The sequence below is a fragment of the Burkholderia multivorans ATCC BAA-247 genome, from assembly GCF_000959525.1.
GTDB lineage: Bacteria > Pseudomonadota > Gammaproteobacteria > Burkholderiales > Burkholderiaceae > Burkholderia > Burkholderia multivorans.
The window spans coordinates 953,814-975,750 of the sequence record NZ_CP009832.1 but is presented as its reverse complement, the minus strand read 5'-3'; the positions used below and the strand labels follow the sequence as shown (position 1 = coordinate 975,750).

Sequence of the window (21,937 nt, the reverse complement as noted above, 5' to 3'; positions counted from 1 at the left end):
CGATGCTGAAGATCGAAGCGCTGAACCAGTACTACGGCGGCAGCCATATCCTGCGCAACGCGACGCTCGATGCCGAAGACGGCAAGCTCACCGTGCTGCTCGGCCGCAACGGCGTCGGCAAGACGACGCTGCTGCGCTGCGTGATGGGCGTCGTCGCCGCGAAAAGCGGCACCGTGTCGTGGCGCGGCGCGTCGCTCGGCACGTTGCGACCGGAGGCACGCGTGGCCGCCGGACTCGCCTACGTGCCGCAGGGCCGCGACATCTTTCCTCGATTGACCGTCGAAGAGAACCTGCTCGTCGGCGCGGCAAGCCGCAGCGCGCGCTCGAAAGTGCCCGAGCGCATCTATGCGCTGTTCCCCGTGCTGAAGGACATGCGCGCGCGGCGCGGCGGCGACCTGTCGGGCGGCCAGCAGCAGCAGCTCGCGATCGGCCGCGCGCTGATGAGCGAGCCGCAGCTGCTGATCCTCGACGAGCCGACCGAAGGCATCCAGCCGTCGATCATCCAGGACATCGGGCGCACGCTGCGGCAGCTCGTCGACGAAACGAAGATGACCGTGCTGCTCGTCGAACAGTATTACGATTTCGCGCGCTCGATCGCGGACCGCTACTGGGTGATGAGCCGCGGCGAGATCGTCGCGGGCGGCGACGCGCGCGACATGGATGCGAACGGCGTGCGCGAACTCATCGCGGTGTAGCGCGCCGCGCGACCTTCATCGTCGGCACTTCCGCGAAAGCGGCATCGGCATTATTGTTCCGGTAGCATCCGCATTCGCGCTGCCGGTTGCGCGCCGATCCGCTCCCTTCGTTTTCCTTTCGCACCGATGTCCGCCTCCGATTCCCACGCGCCGCTGTCGCGCCCCGCCGTCGCCAAGTCGTGGCGCGGCCGCCTCGAACTCGGCTTCGAACGGCAGCACACGCGCACGGCACTCGTGCATCGCTTGCACGACGGCCCGTTGCGCGTGCAGCGCCCGCTGTATCCGGAAGGCGACGCGATCTGCCATGCGGTGATCGTGCATCCGCCGGGCGGCGTCGCGGGCGGCGACCGACTCGACATCGACATCGCACTCGGCGAGGACACGCACGCGGTCCTCACCACACCGGGCGCGACGAAGTGGTACAAGTCGAACGGACTCGACGCCACGCAGCGCATCGCGATCGTGCTCGGCGAACGCGCGAAGCTCGACTGGCTGCCGCAGAACAATCTGTTTTTCGATCACGCGCACGCGTCGCTCGATTTCTCGCTGACGCTCGGCGCAGGCGCGAGCGCGATCGGCTGGGAAGCGACGCAGCTCGGCCGCCAGGCGGCCGGCGAAACCTGGGCGGCCGGGCGCGTCGCGTCGACGTCGACGCTCGTCGATGCGCACGGCCGGCCGCTCTGGACCGAGCGCGCGCTGCTCGATGCGCGCGACCCGCTGCGCGCGGCACCGCAGGGCCTCGCGGGCTTCCCCGCGTACGGCACGCTGTGGGCGGCCGGCGCCGCGTGCGACGCCGCACTCGCCGAATCGCTCGCCGAACGCATGCCGTTCGACGACGCGCTGCGCGCGGGCGCGACCTGCGTGACGCCGGGCGTCGTGCTCGTGCGCGCGCTCGCCGCGTCGATGGAAACGCTGCAGCGTCACCTCACCGACTGCTGGCTGCATCTGCGGCCGATCGTGCACGGCGCCGAGGCGCGACCGTTGCGCCTCTGGCAGACCTGAGCACGCGCACCAGTTCGGCGCGCGCCGATGCACGGCTTTCGGGCAGCACGCACGACGAATGTGCATGGAATCGCGCGCGACGTGCATGGCACGCCCCTTGCTGCTTACCGATCCGCTACGTCGCGCACGTCGAACGACACGGTGCTACGATGAGCCGCGTTCCCGCACGGGTGCCGTGTGCCGTCGAACATTACGCTTTCCTGAACGTCCGCCTTCATGAAACTGACTCCCCGAGAAAAAGACAAGCTGCTGATCTTCACGGCGGCACTGCTGGCCGAACGTCGCCGCGCACGCGGGCTCAAGCTGAACTATCCGGAGGCGGTCGCGTTCATCACGGCCGCGCTGATGGAAGCCGCGCGCGACGGCAAGACCGTCGCCGAAGTCATGCACTACGGCACGACGCTGCTCACGCGCGACGACGTCATGGACGGCGTGCCGGAGATGATTCCCGACATTCAGGTCGAAGCGACCTTCCCCGACGGCACGAAGCTCGTCACCGTCCATCACCCGATTCCGTAAGGCACCGCGCATGATCCCCGGCGAAATCCTCACCGACGACGGCGAACACGAACTGAACGCGGGACGCGCGACGATCGCGCTCGTCGTCGCGAACACCGGCGATCGGCCGGTCCAGGTCGGCTCGCACTATCACTTCTACGAAGCGAACGACGCGCTTGCGTTCGACCGCGAAGCCGCGCGCGGCTTCCGGCTGAACATCGCGGCCGGCACCGCCGTGCGCTTCGAGCCGGGCCAGACGCGCACCGTCGAGCTCGTCGCGCTCGCGGGCGATCGCGTCGTCTACGGTTTTCAGGGCAAGGTGATGGGGCCGCTCTGAGCGACGCCCGCGCTTCTCATCAGGAACAGCACGACATGACACTACGCTTGAGCCGCCGCGCGTACGCGGAAATGTTCGGGCCGACGACGGGCGACCGCGTCCGCCTCGCCGACACCGAACTGCTGATCGAGATCGAACGCGACTTCACGACCTACGGCGAGGAAGTGAAGTTCGGCGGCGGCAAGGTGATCCGCGACGGGATGGGCCAGTCGCAGCGCGTCTCGGCCGAGGTGCCCGACACGGTGATCACGAACGCGGTGATCCTCGATCACTGGGGCATCGTGAAGGCCGACATCGCGATCAAGCACGGCCGCATCGCCGCGATCGGCAAGGCCGGCAACCCCGACATCCAGCCCGGCGTGACGATCGCGATCGGTGCGGGTACCGAAGTGATCGCCGGCGAAGGGCTGATCGTGACCGCGGGCGGCATCGATACGCACATCCATTTCATCAGCCCGCAGCAGATCGACGAAGCGCTCGCGTCCGGCGTCACGACGATGCTCGGCGGCGGCACGGGGCCCGCGACCGGCACCAACGCGACGACCTGCACGCCGGGGCCGTGGCACATGGAACGGATGCTGCAGGCGGCCGACGGCTGGCCGATCAATCTCGGCTTTCTCGGCAAGGGCAATGCGAGCCGGCCGGAGCCGCTCGTCGAACAGATCGCGGCCGGCGCGATCGGGTTGAAGCTGCACGAGGACTGGGGCACGACGCCTGCCGCGATCGATACCTGCCTGTCGGTCGCCGACGATACCGACACGCAGGTCGCGATCCATACCGACACGCTGAACGAAGCCGGCTTCGTCGAATCGACGGTCGCCGCGTTCAAGGGCCGCACGATCCACACGTATCACACCGAAGGCGCGGGCGGCGGCCATGCGCCCGACATCCTGAAGGTGTGCGGCGAAGCGAACGTGCTGCCGTCGTCGACGAATCCGACGCGCCCCTACACGATCAACACGCTCGAAGAGCATCTCGACATGCTGATGGTGTGTCATCACCTCGATCCGTCGATCGCCGAGGATCTCGCGTTCGCCGAATCGCGCATCCGCCGCGAGACGATCGCGGCCGAGGACATCCTGCACGATCTCGGCGCGCTGTCGATGCTGTCGTCCGATTCGCAGGCGATGGGCCGCGTCGGCGAAGTGATCATCCGCACCTGGCAGACCGCGCACAAGATGAAGGTGCAGCGCGGCGCGCTGCCGGAAGACAGCGCGCGCAACGACAACTTCCGCGCGAAGCGCTACGTCGCGAAGTACACGATCAATCCGGCGATCACGCACGGTATCGCGCACCACGTCGGGTCGATCGAACCGGGCAAGTGGGCGGATCTCGTGCTGTGGGAACCGGCGTTCTTCGGGATCAAGCCGACGATGATCCTCAAGGGCGGGATGATCGCGCTCGCGCAGATGGGCGACCCCAACGCGTCGATTCCGACGCCGCAGCCGGTTCACTATCGCGAGATGTTCGCGACGCGCGGCGGCGCGCTGGCCCGCACGTCGCTGACCTTCGTGTCGCAACTGGCGGCCGACGCAGGCATCGCCGAGCGCTACGGGCTCGCGAAGCCGATCGTGCCGGTGCGCAATTGCCGCCAGGTCACGAAGGCCGACATGATCCACAACGCGTGGCGCCCCGCGATCAGCGTCGATCCGGAGACCTACGACGTGATCGCCGACGGCCAGCTGCTGACCTGCGAACCCGCATCCGTGCTGCCGATGGCGCAGCGCTATTTCCTGTTCTGACCGACCGTTCCCGTTTCATGCGCACGCTCGACAAACGCATTGCTCCCAACGTCCGGCTCGCCGCGTCGCTCGTCGCACGCGCACCGACGCTCACGCTGACCTACGACGCCCGCTGCAAGAGCCGGCTCGCCGCGACGCTCGACACCGGCGAAGACGTCGCCGTGCTGCTGCCGCGCGGCACGGTGCTGCGCGACGGCGACGTGCTCGTCGCCGACGACGGCGCACTCGTGCGCATCGCGGCGGCCGCCGAAACCGTGCTGCTCGTGCGCGCGGCCGATCCGCTGACGTTGATGCGCGCCGCCTATCACCTCGGCAACCGGCATACGCCGGTCGAGATCGGCGACGGCTATCTGAAGCTTGAAGCCGACCCGGTGCTCGCCGACATGCTGCGCCGGCTCGGCACGCAGGTCGAGCAGACGAGCGCGCCGTTCCAGCCGGAAGCCGGCGCATACGGCGGCGGCCACAAGCACGGACACGATGCGACGTTCGCCGAAGACTATGCGCTCGCGCAGCAGGTGTTCGGCGAACACCACGGCCACTCGCACTCGCACTCGCACTCGCACTCGCACGATCACGATCACGATCACGATCATCAGCATGGTCCCGGTTGCACGCACGGCCACGGCCATGAACACCACTGAACTCGTCGCGCTGCTGCATCTCGCGTCGCCGGCATTGCCGATCGGCGCGTTCAGCTATTCGCAGGGGCTCGAAGCGGCGCTCGACGCCAATCTGATCCACGACGCGGACAGCGCGCGCGACTGGATCGCCAGCGGCCTGACCGACGTGCTCGCGCACGGCGAACTGCCGTTCCTCGCACACCAGCTCGCGCGCTGGCATGCGCACGACGCGCCCGCGCTCGCCGCCGAAAACGCATGGTTCGTCGCGAGCCGCGAATCGTCGGAACTGCGTCGCGAGACCGAGCAGATGGGCTGGTCGCTCGCGCAGCTTTGTGCGTCGCTCGAATGGGGCGACGCCGCGCGGCGCGCGACGCTCGCATCGCTGCAGCCGATCGCGCTGCCGACCGCGTTCGCCTATGCGGCCGCCGCGCACGATGCCGGCGCCGATGCGGTGCTCGCCGCCTATGCATTCGGCTGGGTCGAGAACCAGACGGCCGCCGCGCTGAAAGCCGTGCCGCTCGGCCAGCTCGCCGGCCAGCGCATCATCGTCGCACTGCGCGATGCGATCGACGCGGCCGTGCGCCGCGCGCTCGCGACGCCGGCCGATGCCGTCAACACGTTCGCGCCGCAGCTCGGCATCCTGTCCGCACGGCACGAAACGCAGTATTCGCGGTTGTTCCGCTCCTGACCTACGACCCACACTACGCCATGAACGCACCCGCTCCCTCCGTCTCCCGCCGCACCAAGAAACTGCCGCCGCTGCGCGTCGGCATCGGCGGCCCGGTCGGCTCAGGCAAGACCACGCTGCTCGAAATGCTGTGCAAGACGATGCGCGACCGGTACGACCTCGTCGCGATCACCAACGACATCTATACGAAGGAAGATCAGCGTCTGCTGACGGTCGCCGGCGCGCTGCCCGAGGAACGCATCATGGGCGTCGAGACGGGCGGCTGCCCGCACACGGCGATCCGCGAAGACGCGTCGATCAATCTCGAGGCCGTCGACCGGATGCTGTCGCGCTTTCCCGATGCCGACATCGTGTTCATCGAATCGGGCGGCGACAATCTCGCGGCGACGTTCAGCCCCGAACTGTCGGACCTGACGATCTACGTGATCGACGTCGCGGGCGGCGAGAAGATTCCGCGCAAGGGCGGCCCCGGCATCACGAAGTCCGACCTGCTCGTGATCAACAAGACCGATCTCGCGCCGCTGGTCGGCGCGAACCTCGACGTGATGGCGTCCGACACGAAAAAGATGCGCGGCGAGCGGCCTTACGTGATGACGAACCTGAAGGCGCTCGAAGGCGTCGCGGAAGTCGTCGCGTTCATCGAGAAGAAGGGATTGTTGACGGTCTGAGCGAACGGCCGGCCCACGCACGACCGGGATGGCCTCGGGGCCGGCGGCGATCTGAAATAGGCGGCGGCAGCGCGGCGCCGGCGCTGCGCAATCGCGTCGCCCCGGCTCGCCGTCAGTCGTCCTGCGTGACGGACGTGTCGCGCTCGACCGGCGGCAGCAGGGCCGCCAGCACGTCCACCGTGCGCGCGGTCGCGCCGCGATGGCGTGCCGCAAACGCCGCGGCGGCGGCGCCCATCGCAATGCGCCGCGGGTTGTCGGCAAACAGCGCGTCGAGCACGTGCGCGAGATCGAGCGGATCCGCGACCTGCAGCGCCGCGCCGGCCGCGACCGCGTCGGCCGTCGCCTGCGTGAAGTTGAACACGTGCGGCCCGATCACGACCGGCACGCCGACCGCGCATGCCTCGATCAGGTTCTGGCCGCCGAGCGGCAGCAGGCTGCCGCCGATGAACGCGACGTCGGCCGCCGCGTAGTACGCGCCAAGCTCGCCCATCGAATCGCCGAGCAGCACCTGCACGTCGTTCGGCAGCGCATCCGCGGCCGGGCGACCTGCCGCGAGCGCGGCCGCATCGGCCGCCCATGCGGAGCGCCGTACGCATTTGAGCCCTTCGCGCGCGACCAGCGACTCGACTTCCGCAAAGCGCTGCGGATGGCGCGGCACGAGCATCAGCAGCGCGCCGGGCGTGCGCATCGCCGCGAACGCCTGCAACACGAGCGCTTCCTCGTTCTCGCGCGTGCTCGCCGCGACCCACACCGGACGCTTGCCGATCGCGTCACGCCATGCATGGCCGCGCGCCGCGAGTTCCGGCGGCGTCGTCATGTCGAACTTCAGGTTGCCGAGCACCGCGACGTTGCGTGCACCGAGCGACGTCAGCCGCTCGGCATCGGCCGGGCTCTGCGCGAGCACGCGCGAGAAGCCGCCGAACACTTCCTGCGTCGCCGCACCGAACTTCGCCGCCCGCCGGCACGAACGCGCGGACATCCGCGCATTCGTCAGCACGAGCGGCACGTCCGCGCGACGGCACTCGTCGATCAGCGTCGGCCACACTTCCGTTTCCATCACGAGGCCGAGCGTCGGCCGCCATGCACGCAGAAAGCGCCGTACGGCGCCCGGCATGTCGTAGGGCAGATAGCAGCGCAGCACGCGATCGCCGAACAGCTGCTCGCCCGTCGCGCGGCCGCTCGGCGTCATGTGCGTGAGCAGGATCCGTGCGTCGGGCCGCGCGCGCATCAGCGCGTCGATCAGCGGCTGCGCGGCGCGCGTCTCGCCGACCGACACCGCATGCACCCAGATCAGCGGCGCGCGATCGTCGGGCGCGCGGCCCGCGCCGTAGCCGAAGCGCTCGCCGATATGTTCGCGATAGCCGTACTCCTTGCGCGAGCGTACGTACAGCCGCACGACGGCGAGCGGCGCGACGAGCCACCACAGCGCGCGATAGATCGTCCTCAGCATGCGTGTGCCCGGCCGTCGTGTCGATGAATATGCGCGCTCAAACCAGTGCCCTGCCCGTGAGCCGCTCGAGGATGCCGAGCGGCGCGCACTCGCGGCGCACCATCGCGTCGACGGGCAGGAAGAAGGTCTGCTCGAGCATGAACTGTCCGGACATCACAGCGTGCGAAGTCTGATCGGAGAAACATATCCACACGCTGCCCGGCGGGAACGGCATCGTCTGCTGCGGACAGGTCTTCTGATAGTCGAGATCTGCCTTCATCCCGTCGTGCAGATTCAGCATCAGATGGTCGTAGGCGCTGCGCCGCGACTTCGTCACGTGCAGCAGATTCAGCAGCCACGCGGAGCCCGGCAGCTGCGGACGGATCTTCGGCAGAAAGCGCTTCGCGACGTCCTCGAACGGCTCGCCGACGCGCCAGACGCGCGGCACGCCCGCCGGGTTCACGTTCGTGAACACGCGCAGGATCCGCTCGCCGTAGTTCGGCCGCGACGGAAACGCGTCGACGTGCAGCCGGCTGTCGTCCTTGCGCCACGACGTCTGGCGCGTCTCGACCTGCATCAGCCGCAGGCTCGTCGGCGCGACGCGCAGCTTGCCGCGGTATTCGGGAAACAGGCCGTCGACGAGCGTGCCGGCCTGCTGCTGAAAGCGCGCGACGAGCGCGCGCACGGCAGACTGCGTGACTTCGTCGCCGAGCACGCCGACGAGCGCGCCGCCGTTCGGCGCAAGACTGATGTTCTTGCGTTTCGGATCGGCGAGCGCCGGATCGAGCAGCGCTTCCTCGCCGCCTTCGATCGCGAAGCGCAGGTGCGGGAAATACAGCACCTTGCCTTCCTCGACTGCCGCCAGCAACTGCTCGCGCGGCACCGACAGCTGATGTCCGCTCCAGTCGGCGGACGAGACTTCGATGATCTGGGATTCGCTCATGATCGGTTCGCCACGAATGCGTGCGTTACAGGAGACCGAAGCCCGCGAGCGCCGACTTCACCTGCGCGATCGACGGGGGCTGCCCCGCCGTGCCGAGATTGACGACGTTCGGCGACCAGTAGCCGCCGGTTCGCCAGGCCGTCGCGAAATTGTACAGTTCGACGGTCGGGCGCTTCAGCGCGGCCGCGATGTGAACCAGACCTGTATCAACCCCGACCGTCGCGGCCGCGCCGTCGATCAGGCCGACCACGGCCGGCAGCGACAGCTTTGGCGGCACGATCGCGGCCTCGCCGAACTCCTTCGCGAGCCGCTCGCTCGTCGCGCGCTCCGCGTCGTTGCCCCACGGCAGCACGAGCGATGCGCCGCGCCGTACCAGCGCCTGGCCGAGCTCGATCCATGCGGCGTCGGGCCATTGTTTGTCCGCGCGCGAAGTCGCATGGACGAACACCACGTAGGGCACCGGCAGGTTCAGCCCGACCGAGGCGATCGCGCGCGACGCGTCGCGCGTGTCGAGGCCGAAATCGACGGGATCGGCCGGCGTCGGCGCCGGATCGCCGAGCGCGGCCGCGACGAGCTGCCGCGAACGCTCGACGACGTGCGTGCGCGGTGCGATCGGCACGCGCTTGCGATAGAAGAAGCGCACCGGCCATTCGTAGCCGGCGCCGTCCGTCCGGTTGCCGAGGCCGACGAGCGGCCCGCGCGCCCAGCTCGCGACCCACGCGGTCTTGATCAAGCCCTGGCAGTCGATCACGAGATCGTAGTGCTCGGCGGCGAGCTGCTTGCGAAACGCGCGGATCTCGCGCCACGTCGCGCCGGAGAACGGCTGCTTGCGCCAGCGGCGCAGCGAGAACGGCAGCACGTTGCGCACGCCGTCGACGAGTTTCACGAGATCGACGAAGCTTTCTTCGACGAGCCAGTCGATCTGCGCATCGGGATGGCGACGCCGGATATCGGCGATCACCGGCATGTTGTGCACGACGTCGCCCAGCGACGACACGCGCACGATCAGGATCTTTTGCACGCTGAAAAAACGCCGGCAGACGGCCGGCGACAGGCATAAAGACGCGATTTTATCGCGCCCGGCGCCGTAGATTGACAAAAAGCGGCGCACGCGTCACGCGCACGCCGCTTTTCGGGGAGAAGGCGCCCGGTCAGGGCGACCGGCTGGGGCGACCCGTGCGGCCGCCCGATGCCCAGGTCAGAACGGCAGCTTCACGTCCGGCTTCGCGGCCGTCAGCACACGGCGGAAGTCGTCCTGAATGCGCTTCAGGCCGTCCTGCGTCTCCGCCTCGAAGCGCAGCACGACGACCGGCGTCGTGTTCGACGAACGCGCGAGCCCGAAGCCGTCCGGATACTCGACGCGCAGGCCGTCGATCGTCACGACTTCGTCCGCGCCGTCGAACTTCGCTTCCTTCTGCAGCTTCTCGATCAGGCTGAAGTTCTCGCCTTCCTCGAGCTTCAGCTGCAGTTCCGGCGTGCTCATCGCATCGGGCAGCGCGTTCAGCACGGCGCTCGGGTCGGCCGTCTTCGCGAGGATCTCGAGCAGGCGCGCGCCCGTGTAGAGGCCGTCGTCGAAGCCGTACCACCGATCCTTGAAGAACACGTGGCCGCTCATTTCGCCCGCGAGCGGCGCGCCCGTTTCGCGCAGCTTCGCCTTCACGAGCGAGTGGCCCGTCTTCCACATCAGCGGCTCGCCGCCCTTCGACTTCACCCATTGCGCGAGGTGGCGCGTGCACTTCACGTCGTAGATGATCTGCGCGCCCGGGTTGCGCGACAGCACTTCCTCGGCGAACAGCATCAGCTGGCGATCCGGATAGATGATCTGGCCGTCCTTCGTGACGACGCCGAGACGGTCGCCGTCGCCGTCGAAGGCGAAGCCGAGCTCGGCGTCCGTGTCCTTCAGCGCCTGGATCACGTCCTGCAGGTTTTCCGGGTGGGCCGGATCGGGGTGATGGTTCGGGAACGTGCCGTCGATGTCGGTGAAGCGCTCGACCAGCGTGCAGCCGAGCGCCTTGAACAGGCGCGTCGCGAGCGGGCCGGCGACGCCGTTGCCCGCGTCGACGACGAGCTTCAGCGGGCGCGCGAGCTTCACGTCGCCGACGATGCGGTCGATGTACGCGTCGGCCACGTCGTGCTCTTCGTACGTGCCGCTGCCGCTCTCGAAGCGCTCGTCGACGATGCGGCGATACAGCGCCTGGATCTGCTCGCCGTAGATCGCCGCGCCGCGCAGCACCATCTTGAAGCCGTTGTAGTCGGGCGGGTTGTGGCTGCCGGTGACGACGATGCACGAATCGACGCGGCGCTCGCCGCCCTTCAGCGCGAGCGGCACGCTCGCCGCGAAGTAGCCGACCGGCGTCGGGACCATGCCGATATCGACCACGTCGACGCCTGCCGCACGCAGCCCGTCGGCGAGCGCGCCGACGAGCTCGGGCCCGGACAGGCGGCCGTCGCGCGCGACGACGACCGCGTCGCCGCCCTGCGCGCGCACTTCGCTGCCGAACGCGCGGCCGATGCTGCGCGCCGTGTCGGCGTCGAGCGTCTTGCCGACCACGCCGCGGATGTCATATGCCTTGAAGATGGATTGGGAGATCATCGATTCTCTCTCGGTTGCGTGCATGGAAAATAGTCTGGCCGCCTCTCGCCGGTGCCGGCGCATGCTACACGCAGGCTCCGCGCGGAACAACGGACGGGACGGCTGGAGCGGCCCCGATCCCACTTATAATCGCGGGTTTCGATGACGTGCATACCGCCCATTTTAATGCGTAGTCGCTCCGCCGCCTTCCTGCCGCCAGCCGGCGCCCTGCCGGCCGCCCCGCGCGCGTGCGGCCGCCTAGCCGCCGCATGCTGAAGCGATTCGGCAACCCGGACGTCGCGAAAGCCGTCGCGAACCTCGTCTGGCTGGGGCTCGAACGGCTGACGCAGATCGGCGTCGCGATCGCGATCAGCGGGCTGCTGGCCCGTTATTTCGGGCCGGACGTGTTCGGCAAATGGCAGTATGCGAATACGCTGCTCCTCGTGCTGGCGCCGCTGACCTGGGTGTGCGGCGCGGAAATTCTGGTGCCGACCATCGTGCAGCGCCCGCCGGCCCAGCTCGGCGCCGTGCTCGGCAGCGCGTTCGCGCTGCGCATCGGCGTGTCGATCGCCGCGCTCATCGCGACCTGGATCGCGATCGCCGCCGGCGCGTTCGATCCGCTCGTCGGCGCGATGCTGGCCGGCCTTGCCGTCACGATGGTGTTCCGCGAGCCGTTCGTCGGCGTCATCAACGCGTGGCTGCAGAGCATGACGTACAGCAAGCCGCAGCTCGTGACGAGCATGTTCACCGCGCTCGCGAAGGCGCTGCTCGTCTGGCTGCTGGTGCGCGCCGCCGCCGCGCCCGCCCGCTTCGCGTGGCTGTGGGCGCTCGAGGCGGCCGCGATCGGCTTCGTGCTGCTGCTGTACTACCGTCATCGTAACGGCGGCTCGCTCGGCTGGACGTTCGACAAACCGCTGTTCCGACATTTCGCGACGGCCGGCACCGTGTTCTGGCTCGGGCTGATCTGCATGTACCTGTTCCTGAAGCTCGACCGGCTGATGCTCGAACGCCACGTGTCGTTCGCCGACCTCGGCCGGTACGCTGCCGCACAACAGCTCAACGAGAATTGGATCACGCTCGCGCTGATGCTCGCGCAAACCATCGCGCCCGCGTTCGTCTACCGCGTGCAGGACGTCGCGCGATTGCGCCGCAACATCGTCCGGCTCATCGCGATGACCGCCGCGCTGATGACGGCCGGCGCGCTCGTGCTCGATGCCGCCGCGCCGCTGATCGTCGGCAAGGTGTTCGGACGCGGCTACGAGGCGTCGGTCGACATCTTCCGCTGGGCCGTCTGGCTGTCCGTGCCTGCCGGGATCGAGGCGATAGGCAATCTTATCGTGCTCAAATATCAAGCAAAATTCGTGTTGCTCGCGAAATGGGCGCTCGCGCTCGCGATCGCCGCGCTCGCGAACTGGCTCGCGATCCCGCGGCTCGGGCTGTACGGCGCGCTCGTCGGGCTCGCCGCCGGCTACGCGGCCGCCGCGGCCGTCAATTTTTATTACATTCGTTTCAAACTGCGTTCATGACGTCTCCCGCTTCCGCGCCGCCGCTCGACGACGTCGCCGTGCTGATGCCGGCCTACAACGGGCACGACGACGTCGTGCGCACGCTCGCGTCGTTCCGCGAGGACGCGCCCGTACACGTGCTGATCGTCGACGACGGCAGCACGCCGCCGATCGTCGCGCCCGCGATCGCGGGCCTCACGATCGAAGTGCTGCGCATGCCGGACAACGTCGGCATCGAGCGCGCGCTCGAAGCCGGCATCGAGGCGCTCGCGCAGCGCGGCTTCCGCTATGCCGCGCGCATCGACGCCGGCGATCTCGCCGCGCCGCAGCGCCTCGCGAAGCAGCGCGCGTTTCTCGACGCGCACCCGCAAGTCGCCTGCGTCGGGATGTGGACGCAGGTCGTGTCGCGCGCCGGCGAGCCGCGTTTCATGCTGACGCCGCCCGCCGATCCGCGCACGCTGCGCCGCACGCGCTTCCTGCGCTCGCCGCTCGTGCATCCGTCGGTGATGCTGCGCATCGACGCCGTGCGCGAGGTCGGCAACTATCGCGCGAAGTACCGCGCGGCCGAGGATCTCGATCTTTTTTTACGCTTAATGCAACGCTACGATTGCGCGAACCTGCCCGAGCTCGGCCTCTATTACGAGCTCAACGAGGGCGGAATCAGCGCGACGAAGCGTCGCCGCCAGCTGATGTCGACGCTCGCGCTGCTGCTGCGCCACTTCAACGCGCTGAATCCGTACGACTGGGCCGGCCTCGCGAAGAACCTGCTGCACTTCGTGACGCCGTATCGGACGCTGCAACGCATCAAGCAGACGCTGTTCGCCGCGCGGCCGTCCGCCTAGCGCGCAGGGCATTTTCGACGCTTTATTTTTTCTTTTTTTCATGTCCGCCACTTCCCCGCTGCGCATTGCGCTCGTCTGCAACACGGCCTGGGCGATCTACACGTATCGGCACGGGCTGATCCGTGCGCTCGTCGCGCACGGCGCCGACGTGATCGTGATCGCGCCGCACGACCGCACCGTGCCGCTGCTCGAGCAGATGGGCTGCCGCTATGTGGCGCTCGCGATTGCATCGAAAGGCACGAGCCCGCGCGAGGATCTCGGCACGCTCGCCGCGCTGGTTCGCCACTACCGTGCGCTGCAGCCCCATCTCGTGTTCCATTACACGATCAAGCCGAACATCTACGGCTCGGTCGCCGCGTGGCTCGCGCGCGTGCCCTCGATCGCGGTGACGACCGGGCTCGGCTACGTGTTCATCCAGAAAAGCCGTGCGGCGAGCATCGCGAAGCGGCTGTACCGGTTCGCGTTCCGCTTTCCGCGTGAAGTGTGGTTCTTGAACCGCGACGATCTCGCGACCTTCACCGACGAACGGTTGCTCGCGCATCCGGAGCGCGCACGGCTGCTGCACGGCGAAGGCGTCGATCTCGAACAGTTCGCGCCGGTGCCGCTGCCGGGCGGCGCTGCGCCGGTGTTCATCCTGATCGGCCGGCTGCTGTGGGATAAAGGCGTGCGCGAGTACGTTGAAGCAGCGCGCATCGTGCGCGCGCGCCATCCGAATGCGCGCTTTCAGCTGCTCGGGCCGCTCGGTGTCGACAACCCGAGCGCGATCGGCCGCGCCGACGTCGATGCGTGGGTCGCCGAAGGCATCGTCGAGTATCTCGGCGAAGCGCACGACGTGCGTCCGCACATCGCCGCTGCCGACTGCGTCGTGCTGCCGTCGTATCGTGAAGGCGTGCCGCGCACGCTGATGGAGGCGTCCGCGATGGGACGCCCGATCGTCGCGACCGACGTGCCGGGCTGCCGCGACGTCGTCGCCGACGGCGAAACGGGCTTCCTGTGCCGCGTGCGCGATAGCGCGAGCCTCGCCGAGCAGTTGATGCGCATGATCGACATCGGAGCGGCCGGGCGCGAGGCGATGGGCGAGCGCGGCCGGCGCAAGGTCGCAGCCGAATTCGATGAGCAGCAGGTCGTGGAACGCTACCGGCATACTGTTCGTACGCTGACGGGCATTACCTTTTGAAGGAGTACATCCGCAATGAGCGCTAAAGGCACCATCCTCGTTACCGGCGGCGCGGGCTATATCGGCTCGCACACGGCCGTCGAGCTGCTCGACAACGGCTACGACGTCGTGATCGTCGACAACCTCGTCAACAGCAAGGCCGAAGCCGTGCGGCGCATCGAACGCATCACCGGCAAGCAGCCCGCGTTCCATCAGGTCGACGTCTGCGACGAAGCCGCGCTCGCGAAAGTGTTCGACGCGCATCCGATCACCGGCACGATTCATTTCGCGGCGCTGAAGGCCGTCGGCGAATCGGTCGCGAAACCGCTCGAGTACTACCAGAACAATCTTGGCGGGCTGCTGACCGTGCTGAAGGTCATGCGCGCGCGCAACGTGAAGCAGTTCGTGTTCAGCTCGTCGGCAACCGTCTATGGCGTGCCCGAGCGCTCGCCGATCGACGAATCGTTCCCGCTCTCCGCGACGAATCCGTACGGCCAGTCGAAGCTGATCGCCGAGCAGATCCTGCGCGATCTCGAGGTGTCCGATCCGTCGTGGCGGATCGCGACACTGCGCTATTTCAACCCGGTCGGTGCGCATGCGAGCGGGCTGATCGGCGAGGATCCGGCCGGCATTCCGAACAACCTGATGCCTTATGTCGCGCAGGTCGCCGTCGGCAAGCTCGAGAAGCTGCGCGTGTTCGGCTCCGACTATCCGACGCCCGACGGCACCGGCGTGCGCGACTACATCCACGTCGTCGATCTCGCGAAGGGGCACATCGCCGCGCTCGATGCGCTCGTGAAGCGCGACGCGAGCTTCGTCGTGAACCTCGGCACCGGCCAGGGCTACAGCGTGCTTGATGTCGTACGCGCGTTCGAGAAGGCGTCGGGCCGCCCGGTGCCGTACGAGATCGTCGCGCGCCGCCCGGGCGACGTCGCCGAGTGCTATGCGAACCCGCAGGCGGCCGCCGACATCATCGGCTGGCGTGCGACGCTCGGCCTCGACGACATGTGTGCGGACCACTGGCGATGGCAGGAGGCGAACCCGCGCGGTTTTGTATAATCCGCTGTCCATTTTTCGAGCGATCCCATGCTCAGCTTCGCGTCCGGCTTCATCGTTTCCCTGCTCGTTACGCTGTTCATCGTGCGCTATGCGCATCTACACGAGAAATTCTCGATCGACAGCGATCTGGCCGGCGTGCAGAAATTCCACGTGCGGCCCGTGCCGCGCGTGGGGGGCATCGGGATCCTGGCCGGCGTCGTCATTGCCGCGCTGGTGCTGTCGCGACGCTATCCCACGATTTCCGGCAGCATTCTCGGGATCGTCGCGTGCGGGCTGCCGGCGTTCCTGTCGGGGCTCGTCGAGGATCTGACCAAGCGCGTGTCGCCGCGCGCGCGGCTGCTGTGCACGATGGCCGCGGCGGCGCTCGCGTTCTGGCTGCTCGGGATCGCGGTGAAGCGCATCAGCGTGCCGCCGCTCGATTTCCTGCTCAGCTACGTGGCCATCTCGGCGTTCATCACCGTGCTCGCGGTGGCCGCGCTCGCGAATGCGATCAACATCATCGATGGCTTCAACGGACTCGCGTCGATGGTCAGCTTCATGATGTTCGCGTCGCTCGCGTATGTCGCGTTCCACGTCAACGATCCGGTCGTGATGTCGGCGTCGATCATCATGATGGGCGCCGTGCTCGGGTTCTTTCTGTGGAATTTTCCGGCCGGGCTGATCTTTCTCGGGGACGGCGGCGCGTACTTCATCGGGTTCATGCTCGCCGAACTCGCGATCCTGCTCGTGATGCGCAATCGCGAAGTGTCCGCGTGGTATCCGGTGCTGCTGTTCATGTACCCGATCTTCGAGACGTGCTTCTCGATCTATCGGAAGAAATTCATCCGCGGGATGTCGCCGGGCATTCCGGATGGCGTGCACCTGCATATGCTCGTGTACAAGCGGCTGATGCGGTGGGCCGTGGGGACGAAGCACGCGCATGATCTGACGCGAAGGAATTCGCTGACTTCACCTTATCTGTGGCTGCTGTGTCTCGTGGCCGTGATCCCGGCTACGCTGTTCTGGCGGCATACGGTGCATCTGTTTGTGTTTGTCGTGCTGTTTGCCTGCACGTATGTGTGGCTTTATTTGAGTATCGTGCGGTTCAGGGTGCCTAGGTGGATGGTGGTCAGAAAGGAAAAGCGCGGACATTGAACGCTGAAGTACGGGCCGAAACGAGCGGCTATAAGTTAGCTGGGTAAAAAACTCAACATCATGCGAGTGCCGTACGGCGCCCGCTTCCCATAGAAGGTAGATTTTTCATGTGCGGCATTGTCGGCGCAGTTGCGCAGCGTAATATCGTTCCGGTGCTGATCGAAGGATTGCGGCGCCTCGAATACCGTGGCTACGATTCGTGCGGCGTCGCCGTGCTCGAAGCGGATGCGCCCAAGCGCGCGCGCAGCGTCGCGCGCGTCGCCGATCTCGACGCGCAGGTTCGCGACTCGCACCTCGAAGGCACGACCGGCATCGCGCATACGCGCTGGGCGACGCACGGCGCGCCCGTCACGCACAACGCGCATCCGATCTTCTCGTCCGGCGCGCTCGCGCTCGTGCACAACGGCATCATCGAAAACTTCGAGCCGCTGCGCGACGCGCTGCGCGCGAAGGGCTACGAGTTCGTGTCGCAAACGGACACCGAAGTAATCGCGCACCTCGTGCACAGCCTCTACCGCGGCGATCTGTTCGACGCCGTGCGCGAAGCGGTGCAGCAACTGCACGGCGCGTATGCGATCGCGGTGATCCACAAGGATCAGCCGCATACGGTCGTCGGCGCGCGTCAGGGCTCGCCGCTCGTGGTGGGCCACGGCGACGGCGAGAACTTCGTCGCGTCCGACGCGCTCGCGCTCGCCGGCAGCACCGACCGCTTCACGTTCCTTGAGGAAGGCGACGTCTGCGAGCTGTCGCTGGACGGCGTGAAGATCGTCGATCGCCACGGCGCGCTCGTGCAGCGCGAGATCCGCGTGGTCAGCGCCTACGGCGGCGCGGTCGAACTCGGCCCGTATCGCCACTTCATGCAGAAGGAAATCTTCGAGCAGCCGCGCGCGATCGGCGACACGGTGCCGCAGACGGACGCGTTCGACGCGACGCTGTTCGGCGACGCCGCGCCCGCCGCGTTCGCGCAGATCGACAGCCTGCTGATCCTCGCGTGCGGCACGAGCTACTACTCGGGGCTGACGGCGAAATACTGGCTCGAGTCGATCGCGAAGATCCCGACGCAGGTCGAGATCGCGAGCGAATACCGCTATCGCGACTCGGTGCCGAACCCGCGTCAGCTCGTGCTGGTGATCTCGCAGTCGGGCGAAACGGCCGACACGCTCGCCGCGCTCAAGCACGCGCAGGCGCTCGGCCACACGCACACGCTCGCGATCTGCAACGTCGCGACGAGCGCGATGGTGCGCCTGACCGGCATGCAGTTCCTCACGCACGCGGGCACCGAGATCGGCGTCGCGTCGACGAAGGCCTTCACGACGCAGCTCGTCGCGCTGTTCGTGCTCGCCGCCACGCTCGGCAAGCTGCGCGGGCATGTCGACGCCGCGCAGGAAACCGAATATCTGAAGCAGCTGCGCCATCTGCCGGCCGCGCTGAACAGCGTGCTCGCGCTCGAGCCGCAGATCATCGCGTGGGCCGACGAATTCGCGCGCAAGGAAAACGCGCTGTTCCTCGGCCGCGGGCTGCACTACCCGATCGCGCTCGAAGGCGCGCTGAAGCTGAAGGAAATCTCGTACATCCACGCGGAGGCATACCCGGCCGGCGAGCTGAAGCACGGCCCGCTCGCGCTCGTCACCGAAGCGATGCCGGTGATTACCGTTGCGCCGAACGACACGCTGCTCGAGAAGCTGAAGTCGAACATGCAGGAAGTGCGCGCGCGCGGCGGCGAGCTGTATGTATTCGCCGATGCGGACACGCAGATCGTCAACGGCGACGGCCTGCACGTGATCCGGATGCCCGAGCACTACGGGCAGTTGTCCCCGGTTCTACACGTGGTGCCGCTGCAGCTGCTCGCGTATCACACGGCATGCGCGCGCGGCACCGATGTTGACAAGCCGCGCAATCTGGCGAAATCGGTGACGGTCGAATAATTCTGATGAGTAACGGGACGGTTGCGTCGCACCGTCCCGGTAAGTATAGAGTCGCGCAGCTGGAAACTGGCGGGGTGGCGCGACATCTCGAGACATGCGCTGGCTAAACCGCTAACGGTTTTGCAGGCCCCGGCTACCGCTCGTGCTCGCCGCTAGCCCTCAGCGTATCTGAACCACCGTTAACCCTCTGGCGCCGCACGTACTGCCATCGGGACGCTTTGCAACATAGGCGTCGATGCTGTCTGATATTCCGGCACCCAGCGCCGCAGATCGCGCCGCACCTCGTCGTCGGTCAGCACACGATGCTGCATCAGCCACGGCAACAGTTCGTCGAGCAGGTTGTCGGGCACTTCGCGGGCGCGTGCGATCCGCAGCTTCGGATGCGGCGTGCGCGTCGTCGTTTCGTCGTCCGCGAGCAGTTCCTCGTAGAGCTTTTCGCCGGGCCGCAAGCCGGTGAATTCGATGCGAATCTGCTCCTCCGAAAAACCGTAGAGACGGATCAGGTCGCGCGCCAGATCCACGATCTTGACCGGCTCGCCCATGTCGAGAATGAAGATCTCACCGCCGCGTCCCATGCTCGATGCCTGCAGCACGAGCTGCGATGCCTCCGGGATCGTCATGAAGAATCGCGTGATTTCCGGGTGCGTGACCGTCACCGGGCCGCCCTTCGCGATCTGCTGCTGGAACTTCGGAATCACGCTGCCCGCGCTGCCGAGCACGTTGCCGAAGCGCACGGTCTCGAACTGCGTACGGCCGCTCGTCTGCTGCAGCGCCTGACATGCCATTTCGGCGAGCCGCTTGCTCGCGCCCATCACGTTGGTCGGATTGACGGCCTTGTCCGTCGAGATCAGCACAAAGTGGCGCACCTCGTGGCGGATCGCCGCACGCGCCACGCGGTACGTGCCAAGCACGTTGTTGCGCAGCGCCTGCCATGCGTTGTGCTCCTCCATCAGCGGCACGTGCTTGTAGGCGGCCGCGTGGAACACGATGTGCGGCGCATAGCGCGACATCACCTGGTCGAGCAGCAACGAATCCTTCGCGTCGCCGATGATGGGTACAACCGGCTGATCGGGGAAGCGCTCGCGCAATTCCTCGGTGAGGCGGTACATCGCATATTCGGACAGATCGAACGCGACGAGTTGCGCCGGCGCGAAGCGCAGGATCTGCCGGCATAGCTCGGAGCCGATCGAACCGCCGGCGCCCGTGACCATCACGACGCGGCCGCGCAGCAGCGCTTCGACGTGCGGCGTGTCGATCGTTACCGCCTCGCGACCGAGCAGGTCTTCGAGATCGATGTTGCGCACCTGGGACAGGAAGCCCTGCCCCGGCATCAGCGCCGTGAGCGACGGCAACACCATCGCTTTCACGCCGGCGCGCACGCAGATTCACGCCGGCGCGCACGCAGAGCGTCGCGACACGTCGCTGCGTTTCGACGGACGCCGACGGGATCGCGATGATCGCGTATTCGACCTTCATCGCGTCGGTCCAGTGCTTCAGGTCGTTGAACGAGCCGAGCACCTTGTAGCCGTAGATTTCGCGGCCCTGCTTCGTGACATCGTCGTCGAGCAGACCGACGAGCCGCCATTCGCCGGAACGGGACAGCTCGCGCGCGAGATTCGCGCCGGCCGTGCCGGCGCCGAGGACGAGCACGGGCTTGCCCTGGCCGACGAGGCCGCCGTACAGGTAAAACTCCTTCGTCGCGCGATACAACGCGCGGGCGCCGCCCATGATGAGGAATAGCATCATGGGGCAAACCAACAGGACCGAGCGGGGAATGATTGGCTGAGGCTGGAGCATCACCGCGCCAATCATCACGATGATGGCGCCGCCGATCACTGCCTTCGAAATACGCATTAGATCTGGCAGGCTCGCGAAAACCCAAAGGCCCCTGTACAGCCCGAACATATGAAACATCAAGCCATACACAGGCAGCGCCCACAGGAGCGCAGAGAGCGCGCCGTGCAGGAAATCCGGCGGGATATTGCCGTTGAACCGGACTAGATAGGCAAGCAGCCACGCCGCCGCGCCGGCGAGCAAATCAAACAGGAATGCGCTCAATGACAGCCATGATGCTTTCAATCGCAACATCGGCGGAAGACCTCATAAATTGTTCTCGGCAGCCATCCGAAAGCGGCGCCAGCGTACGTCGATCAGCAACCCGATACAAGCGAGGACGCCATACCAAAGGGTCAACGACAACCATTGCTGTAGTTCTGCGCGACTCTTCGCCCACAGCGCCAAAACCGCGCCGCCGAGCATGATGAGGTACCAATATAGAGCGGTACGTGCATGGCCCATGCCGGACCGAACCATTCTTTGATAATAGTGCTCGCGATGCGCTTGCCAGAATCTTTCGCCACGTAAAAGACGTCGCAAAAGCGTCGCAGACGCGTCGGCAATAAACGGAGCAAACACCATCACCGGGAACGAGATCGGCCAAATGCCCGAGCGCCAGCCCCAGTAGCCTTGGGCGCCTGCCAAAAATCCCAATGGAATTGAGCCTGCGTCCCCCAAGAAGAGCTTGGCTGGATGGAAATTCAACAGAAGAAAGCCAAGTGCGGCACCGGCGACACAAGCGGCGCCGATGGCAAGGTCCGGCATAGTTCGCGGACCGAGCAACGCCGCTATGCCATAGGCGCCAAAACCGAACACAGCCATACCGCCTGCAAGGCCATCAGCGCCGTCCATGAAGTTGTACAAGTTCGTCAGCCAGACCATTGCGAAACCCGCGCCGACGAGTAGCCACCAGGGAGCGTGATAGGGAAAAGTCACGATTAACAGCGCTACCGCGGCGAGGTGTGCCGAGAAACGCGCGCGGGCGGATAATCCGCGCCGATCGTCCACTTGGGACACGACAGCCAATCCTAGGGCCCCAGCCGCGATTAGCCATAGGCTGGGCGCAAAGAGCAGCATTGCAACAACGCACACCGGCACGATTCCCCATCCGCCCACGCGCGGTATGGGGCGCGCGTGCAGTGACCGGTCGTTCGGAACGTCGATCGCGAGACGCCAAGCCAGTCCGCTGGAGAGTAGTATGCGGAGAATCGCGGCCGAAGCGAATGCCGCGACCAAGGCTACGGCGGCCGCGATGAGCCAAGGGGAATTCACGGGAAGCATGTTTC

19 protein-coding genes and 1 pseudogene are annotated in these 21,937 nt (G+C 67.0%); 14 read left to right on the top strand and 6 right to left on the bottom strand.

Annotated elements, in window-relative coordinates; translation table 11 throughout:
* Positions 1-2 precede the first annotated feature (2 nt).
* From urtE to ureG, 8 genes are all read left to right on the top strand, one after another.
* Positions 3-695 carry an urea ABC transporter ATP-binding subunit UrtE gene (gene urtE / locus NP80_RS16905; protein ID WP_006400919.1) on the top strand — a complete coding sequence of 231 codons (693 nt, stop codon included), beginning with the start codon at positions 3-5 and terminating at the stop codon, positions 693-695.
* Between the two features lie 126 nt (positions 696-821).
* A complete protein-coding gene (locus tag NP80_RS16900) occupies positions 822-1,697 on the top strand; it encodes an urease accessory protein UreD (protein ID WP_045593969.1) in 876 nt (291 codons plus the stop codon).
* 216 nt (positions 1,698-1,913) lie between these two features.
* Positions 1,914-2,216, top strand: coding sequence for an urease subunit gamma (gene ureA / locus NP80_RS16895; RefSeq protein WP_006406310.1), 303 nt, complete (start codon positions 1,914-1,916; stop codon positions 2,214-2,216).
* 10 nt (positions 2,217-2,226) lie between these two features.
* Positions 2,227-2,532, top strand: a complete 306-nt coding sequence (locus NP80_RS16890) for an urease subunit beta (RefSeq protein WP_006408829.1) — start codon at positions 2,227-2,229, stop codon at positions 2,530-2,532.
* A 35-nt stretch (positions 2,533-2,567) separates the two neighbouring features.
* Entirely contained in the window at positions 2,568-4,274 is a 1,707-nt protein-coding gene (ureC, locus tag NP80_RS16885; protein ID WP_006406312.1) for an urease subunit alpha, read from the top strand.
* Positions 4,275-4,291: 17 nt separating this feature from the next.
* Positions 4,292-4,915, top strand: a complete 624-nt coding sequence (gene ureE, locus NP80_RS16880) for an urease accessory protein UreE (protein ID WP_006408833.1) — start codon at positions 4,292-4,294, stop codon at positions 4,913-4,915.
* Entirely contained in the window at positions 4,902-5,582 is a 681-nt protein-coding gene (locus tag NP80_RS16875; RefSeq protein ID WP_006408830.1) for an urease accessory protein UreF, read from the top strand. The genes ureE and NP80_RS16875 overlap by 14 nt, the downstream gene beginning before the upstream one ends.
* A gap of 20 nt (positions 5,583-5,602) precedes the next feature.
* Positions 5,603-6,250, top strand: a complete 648-nt coding sequence (ureG, locus tag NP80_RS16870) for an urease accessory protein UreG (RefSeq protein ID WP_006406315.1) — start codon at positions 5,603-5,605, stop codon at positions 6,248-6,250.
* A 112-nt stretch (positions 6,251-6,362) separates the two neighbouring features.
* On the opposite strand, the gene waaA is transcribed toward ureG, so the two are convergent.
* The 4 genes from waaA to NP80_RS16850 all read right to left on the bottom strand — a co-directional run bounded on the left by waaA (position 6,363) and on the right by NP80_RS16850 (position 11,215).
* Positions 6,363-7,700, bottom strand: a complete 1,338-nt coding sequence (gene waaA, locus NP80_RS16865; RefSeq protein ID WP_006408834.1) for a lipid IV(A) 3-deoxy-D-manno-octulosonic acid transferase — start codon at positions 7,698-7,700, stop codon at positions 6,363-6,365.
* 37 nt (positions 7,701-7,737) lie between these two features.
* Positions 7,738-8,622 carry a Kdo hydroxylase KdoO gene (kdoO, locus tag NP80_RS16860; RefSeq protein WP_006406317.1) on the bottom strand — a complete coding sequence of 295 codons (885 nt, stop codon included), beginning with the start codon at positions 8,620-8,622 and terminating at the stop codon, positions 7,738-7,740.
* Between the two features lie 25 nt (positions 8,623-8,647).
* Positions 8,648-9,715 (bottom strand): lipopolysaccharide heptosyltransferase I, encoded by a 1,068-nt coding sequence (waaC, locus tag NP80_RS16855; protein WP_370445546.1) that lies wholly within the window; start codon positions 9,713-9,715, stop codon positions 8,648-8,650.
* A gap of 105 nt (positions 9,716-9,820) precedes the next feature.
* Positions 9,821-11,215 (bottom strand): phosphomannomutase/phosphoglucomutase, encoded by a 1,395-nt coding sequence (locus NP80_RS16850; protein ID WP_006400938.1) that lies wholly within the window; start codon positions 11,213-11,215, stop codon positions 9,821-9,823.
* 248 nt (positions 11,216-11,463) lie between these two features.
* On the opposite strand from NP80_RS16850, the gene NP80_RS16845 reads away from it, so the two are divergent.
* The 6 genes from NP80_RS16845 (at position 11,464) to glmS (ending at position 18,815) form a co-directional block, all read left to right on the top strand.
* On the top strand, positions 11,464-12,720 hold the full coding sequence (locus tag NP80_RS16845) for an oligosaccharide flippase family protein (RefSeq protein WP_006412233.1): 1,257 nt from the start codon (positions 11,464-11,466) through the stop codon (positions 12,718-12,720).
* On the top strand, positions 12,717-13,541 hold the full coding sequence (locus tag NP80_RS16840; protein ID WP_006412230.1) for a glycosyltransferase: 825 nt from the start codon (positions 12,717-12,719) through the stop codon (positions 13,539-13,541). The genes NP80_RS16845 and NP80_RS16840 overlap by 4 nt, the downstream gene beginning before the upstream one ends.
* A gap of 40 nt (positions 13,542-13,581) precedes the next feature.
* A complete protein-coding gene (locus NP80_RS16835; protein WP_006412238.1) occupies positions 13,582-14,718 on the top strand; it encodes a glycosyltransferase family 4 protein in 1,137 nt (378 codons plus the stop codon).
* A gap of 15 nt (positions 14,719-14,733) precedes the next feature.
* Complete coding sequence (galE, locus tag NP80_RS16830) at positions 14,734-15,756, top strand: UDP-glucose 4-epimerase GalE (protein ID WP_006412239.1); 1,023 nt, start codon at positions 14,734-14,736, stop codon at positions 15,754-15,756.
* Positions 15,757-15,783: 27 nt separating this feature from the next.
* A complete protein-coding gene (locus NP80_RS16825) occupies positions 15,784-16,890 on the top strand; it encodes an MraY family glycosyltransferase (RefSeq protein WP_006412232.1) in 1,107 nt (368 codons plus the stop codon).
* A gap of 107 nt (positions 16,891-16,997) precedes the next feature.
* Positions 16,998-18,815 (top strand): glutamine--fructose-6-phosphate transaminase (isomerizing), encoded by a 1,818-nt coding sequence (gene glmS / locus NP80_RS16820; RefSeq protein ID WP_045593965.1) that lies wholly within the window; start codon positions 16,998-17,000, stop codon positions 18,813-18,815.
* Positions 18,816-18,994: 179 nt separating this feature from the next.
* Here the strand turns inward: glmS and NP80_RS16815 are convergent.
* Positions 18,995-20,903 (bottom strand): annotated as a pseudogene (locus NP80_RS16815) (polysaccharide biosynthesis protein).
* Positions 20,904-20,915: 12 nt separating this feature from the next.
* A complete protein-coding gene (locus NP80_RS16810) occupies positions 20,916-21,932 on the bottom strand; it encodes an MraY family glycosyltransferase (protein ID WP_035948702.1) in 1,017 nt (338 codons plus the stop codon).
* Positions 21,933-21,937 lie beyond the last annotated feature (5 nt).

What these genes read in the sequence shown, in the direction of transcription:
- urtE (WP_006400919.1), top strand. Translation starts at nt 3, where the DNA reads ATGCTGAAGATCGAAGCGCTGAACCAGTACTACGGCGGCAGCCATATC.
- NP80_RS16900 (WP_045593969.1), top strand. Translation starts at nt 822, where the DNA reads ATGTCCGCCTCCGATTCCCACGCGCCGCTGTCGCGCCCCGCCGTCGCC.
- ureA (WP_006406310.1), top strand. Translation starts at nt 1,914, where the DNA reads ATGAAACTGACTCCCCGAGAAAAAGACAAGCTGCTGATCTTCACGGCG.
- NP80_RS16890 (WP_006408829.1), top strand. Translation starts at nt 2,227, where the DNA reads ATGATCCCCGGCGAAATCCTCACCGACGACGGCGAACACGAACTGAAC.
- ureC (WP_006406312.1), top strand. Translation starts at nt 2,568, where the DNA reads ATGACACTACGCTTGAGCCGCCGCGCGTACGCGGAAATGTTCGGGCCG.
- ureE (WP_006408833.1), top strand. Translation starts at nt 4,292, where the DNA reads ATGCGCACGCTCGACAAACGCATTGCTCCCAACGTCCGGCTCGCCGCG.
- NP80_RS16875 (WP_006408830.1), top strand. Translation starts at nt 4,902, where the DNA reads ATGAACACCACTGAACTCGTCGCGCTGCTGCATCTCGCGTCGCCGGCA.
- ureG (WP_006406315.1), top strand. Translation starts at nt 5,603, where the DNA reads ATGAACGCACCCGCTCCCTCCGTCTCCCGCCGCACCAAGAAACTGCCG.
- waaA (WP_006408834.1), bottom strand. Translation starts at nt 7,700, where the DNA reads ATGCTGAGGACGATCTATCGCGCGCTGTGGTGGCTCGTCGCGCCGCTC.
- kdoO (WP_006406317.1), bottom strand. Translation starts at nt 8,622, where the DNA reads ATGAGCGAATCCCAGATCATCGAAGTCTCGTCCGCCGACTGGAGCGGA.
- NP80_RS16850 (WP_006400938.1), bottom strand. Translation starts at nt 11,215, where the DNA reads ATGATCTCCCAATCCATCTTCAAGGCATATGACATCCGCGGCGTGGTC.
- NP80_RS16845 (WP_006412233.1), top strand. Translation starts at nt 11,464, where the DNA reads ATGCTGAAGCGATTCGGCAACCCGGACGTCGCGAAAGCCGTCGCGAAC.
- NP80_RS16840 (WP_006412230.1), top strand. Translation starts at nt 12,717, where the DNA reads ATGACGTCTCCCGCTTCCGCGCCGCCGCTCGACGACGTCGCCGTGCTG.
- NP80_RS16835 (WP_006412238.1), top strand. Translation starts at nt 13,582, where the DNA reads ATGTCCGCCACTTCCCCGCTGCGCATTGCGCTCGTCTGCAACACGGCC.
- galE (WP_006412239.1), top strand. Translation starts at nt 14,734, where the DNA reads ATGAGCGCTAAAGGCACCATCCTCGTTACCGGCGGCGCGGGCTATATC.
- NP80_RS16825 (WP_006412232.1), top strand. Translation starts at nt 15,784, where the DNA reads ATGCTCAGCTTCGCGTCCGGCTTCATCGTTTCCCTGCTCGTTACGCTG.
- glmS (WP_045593965.1), top strand. Translation starts at nt 16,998, where the DNA reads ATGTGCGGCATTGTCGGCGCAGTTGCGCAGCGTAATATCGTTCCGGTG.
- NP80_RS16810 (WP_035948702.1), bottom strand. Translation starts at nt 21,932, where the DNA reads ATGCTTCCCGTGAATTCCCCTTGGCTCATCGCGGCCGCCGTAGCCTTG.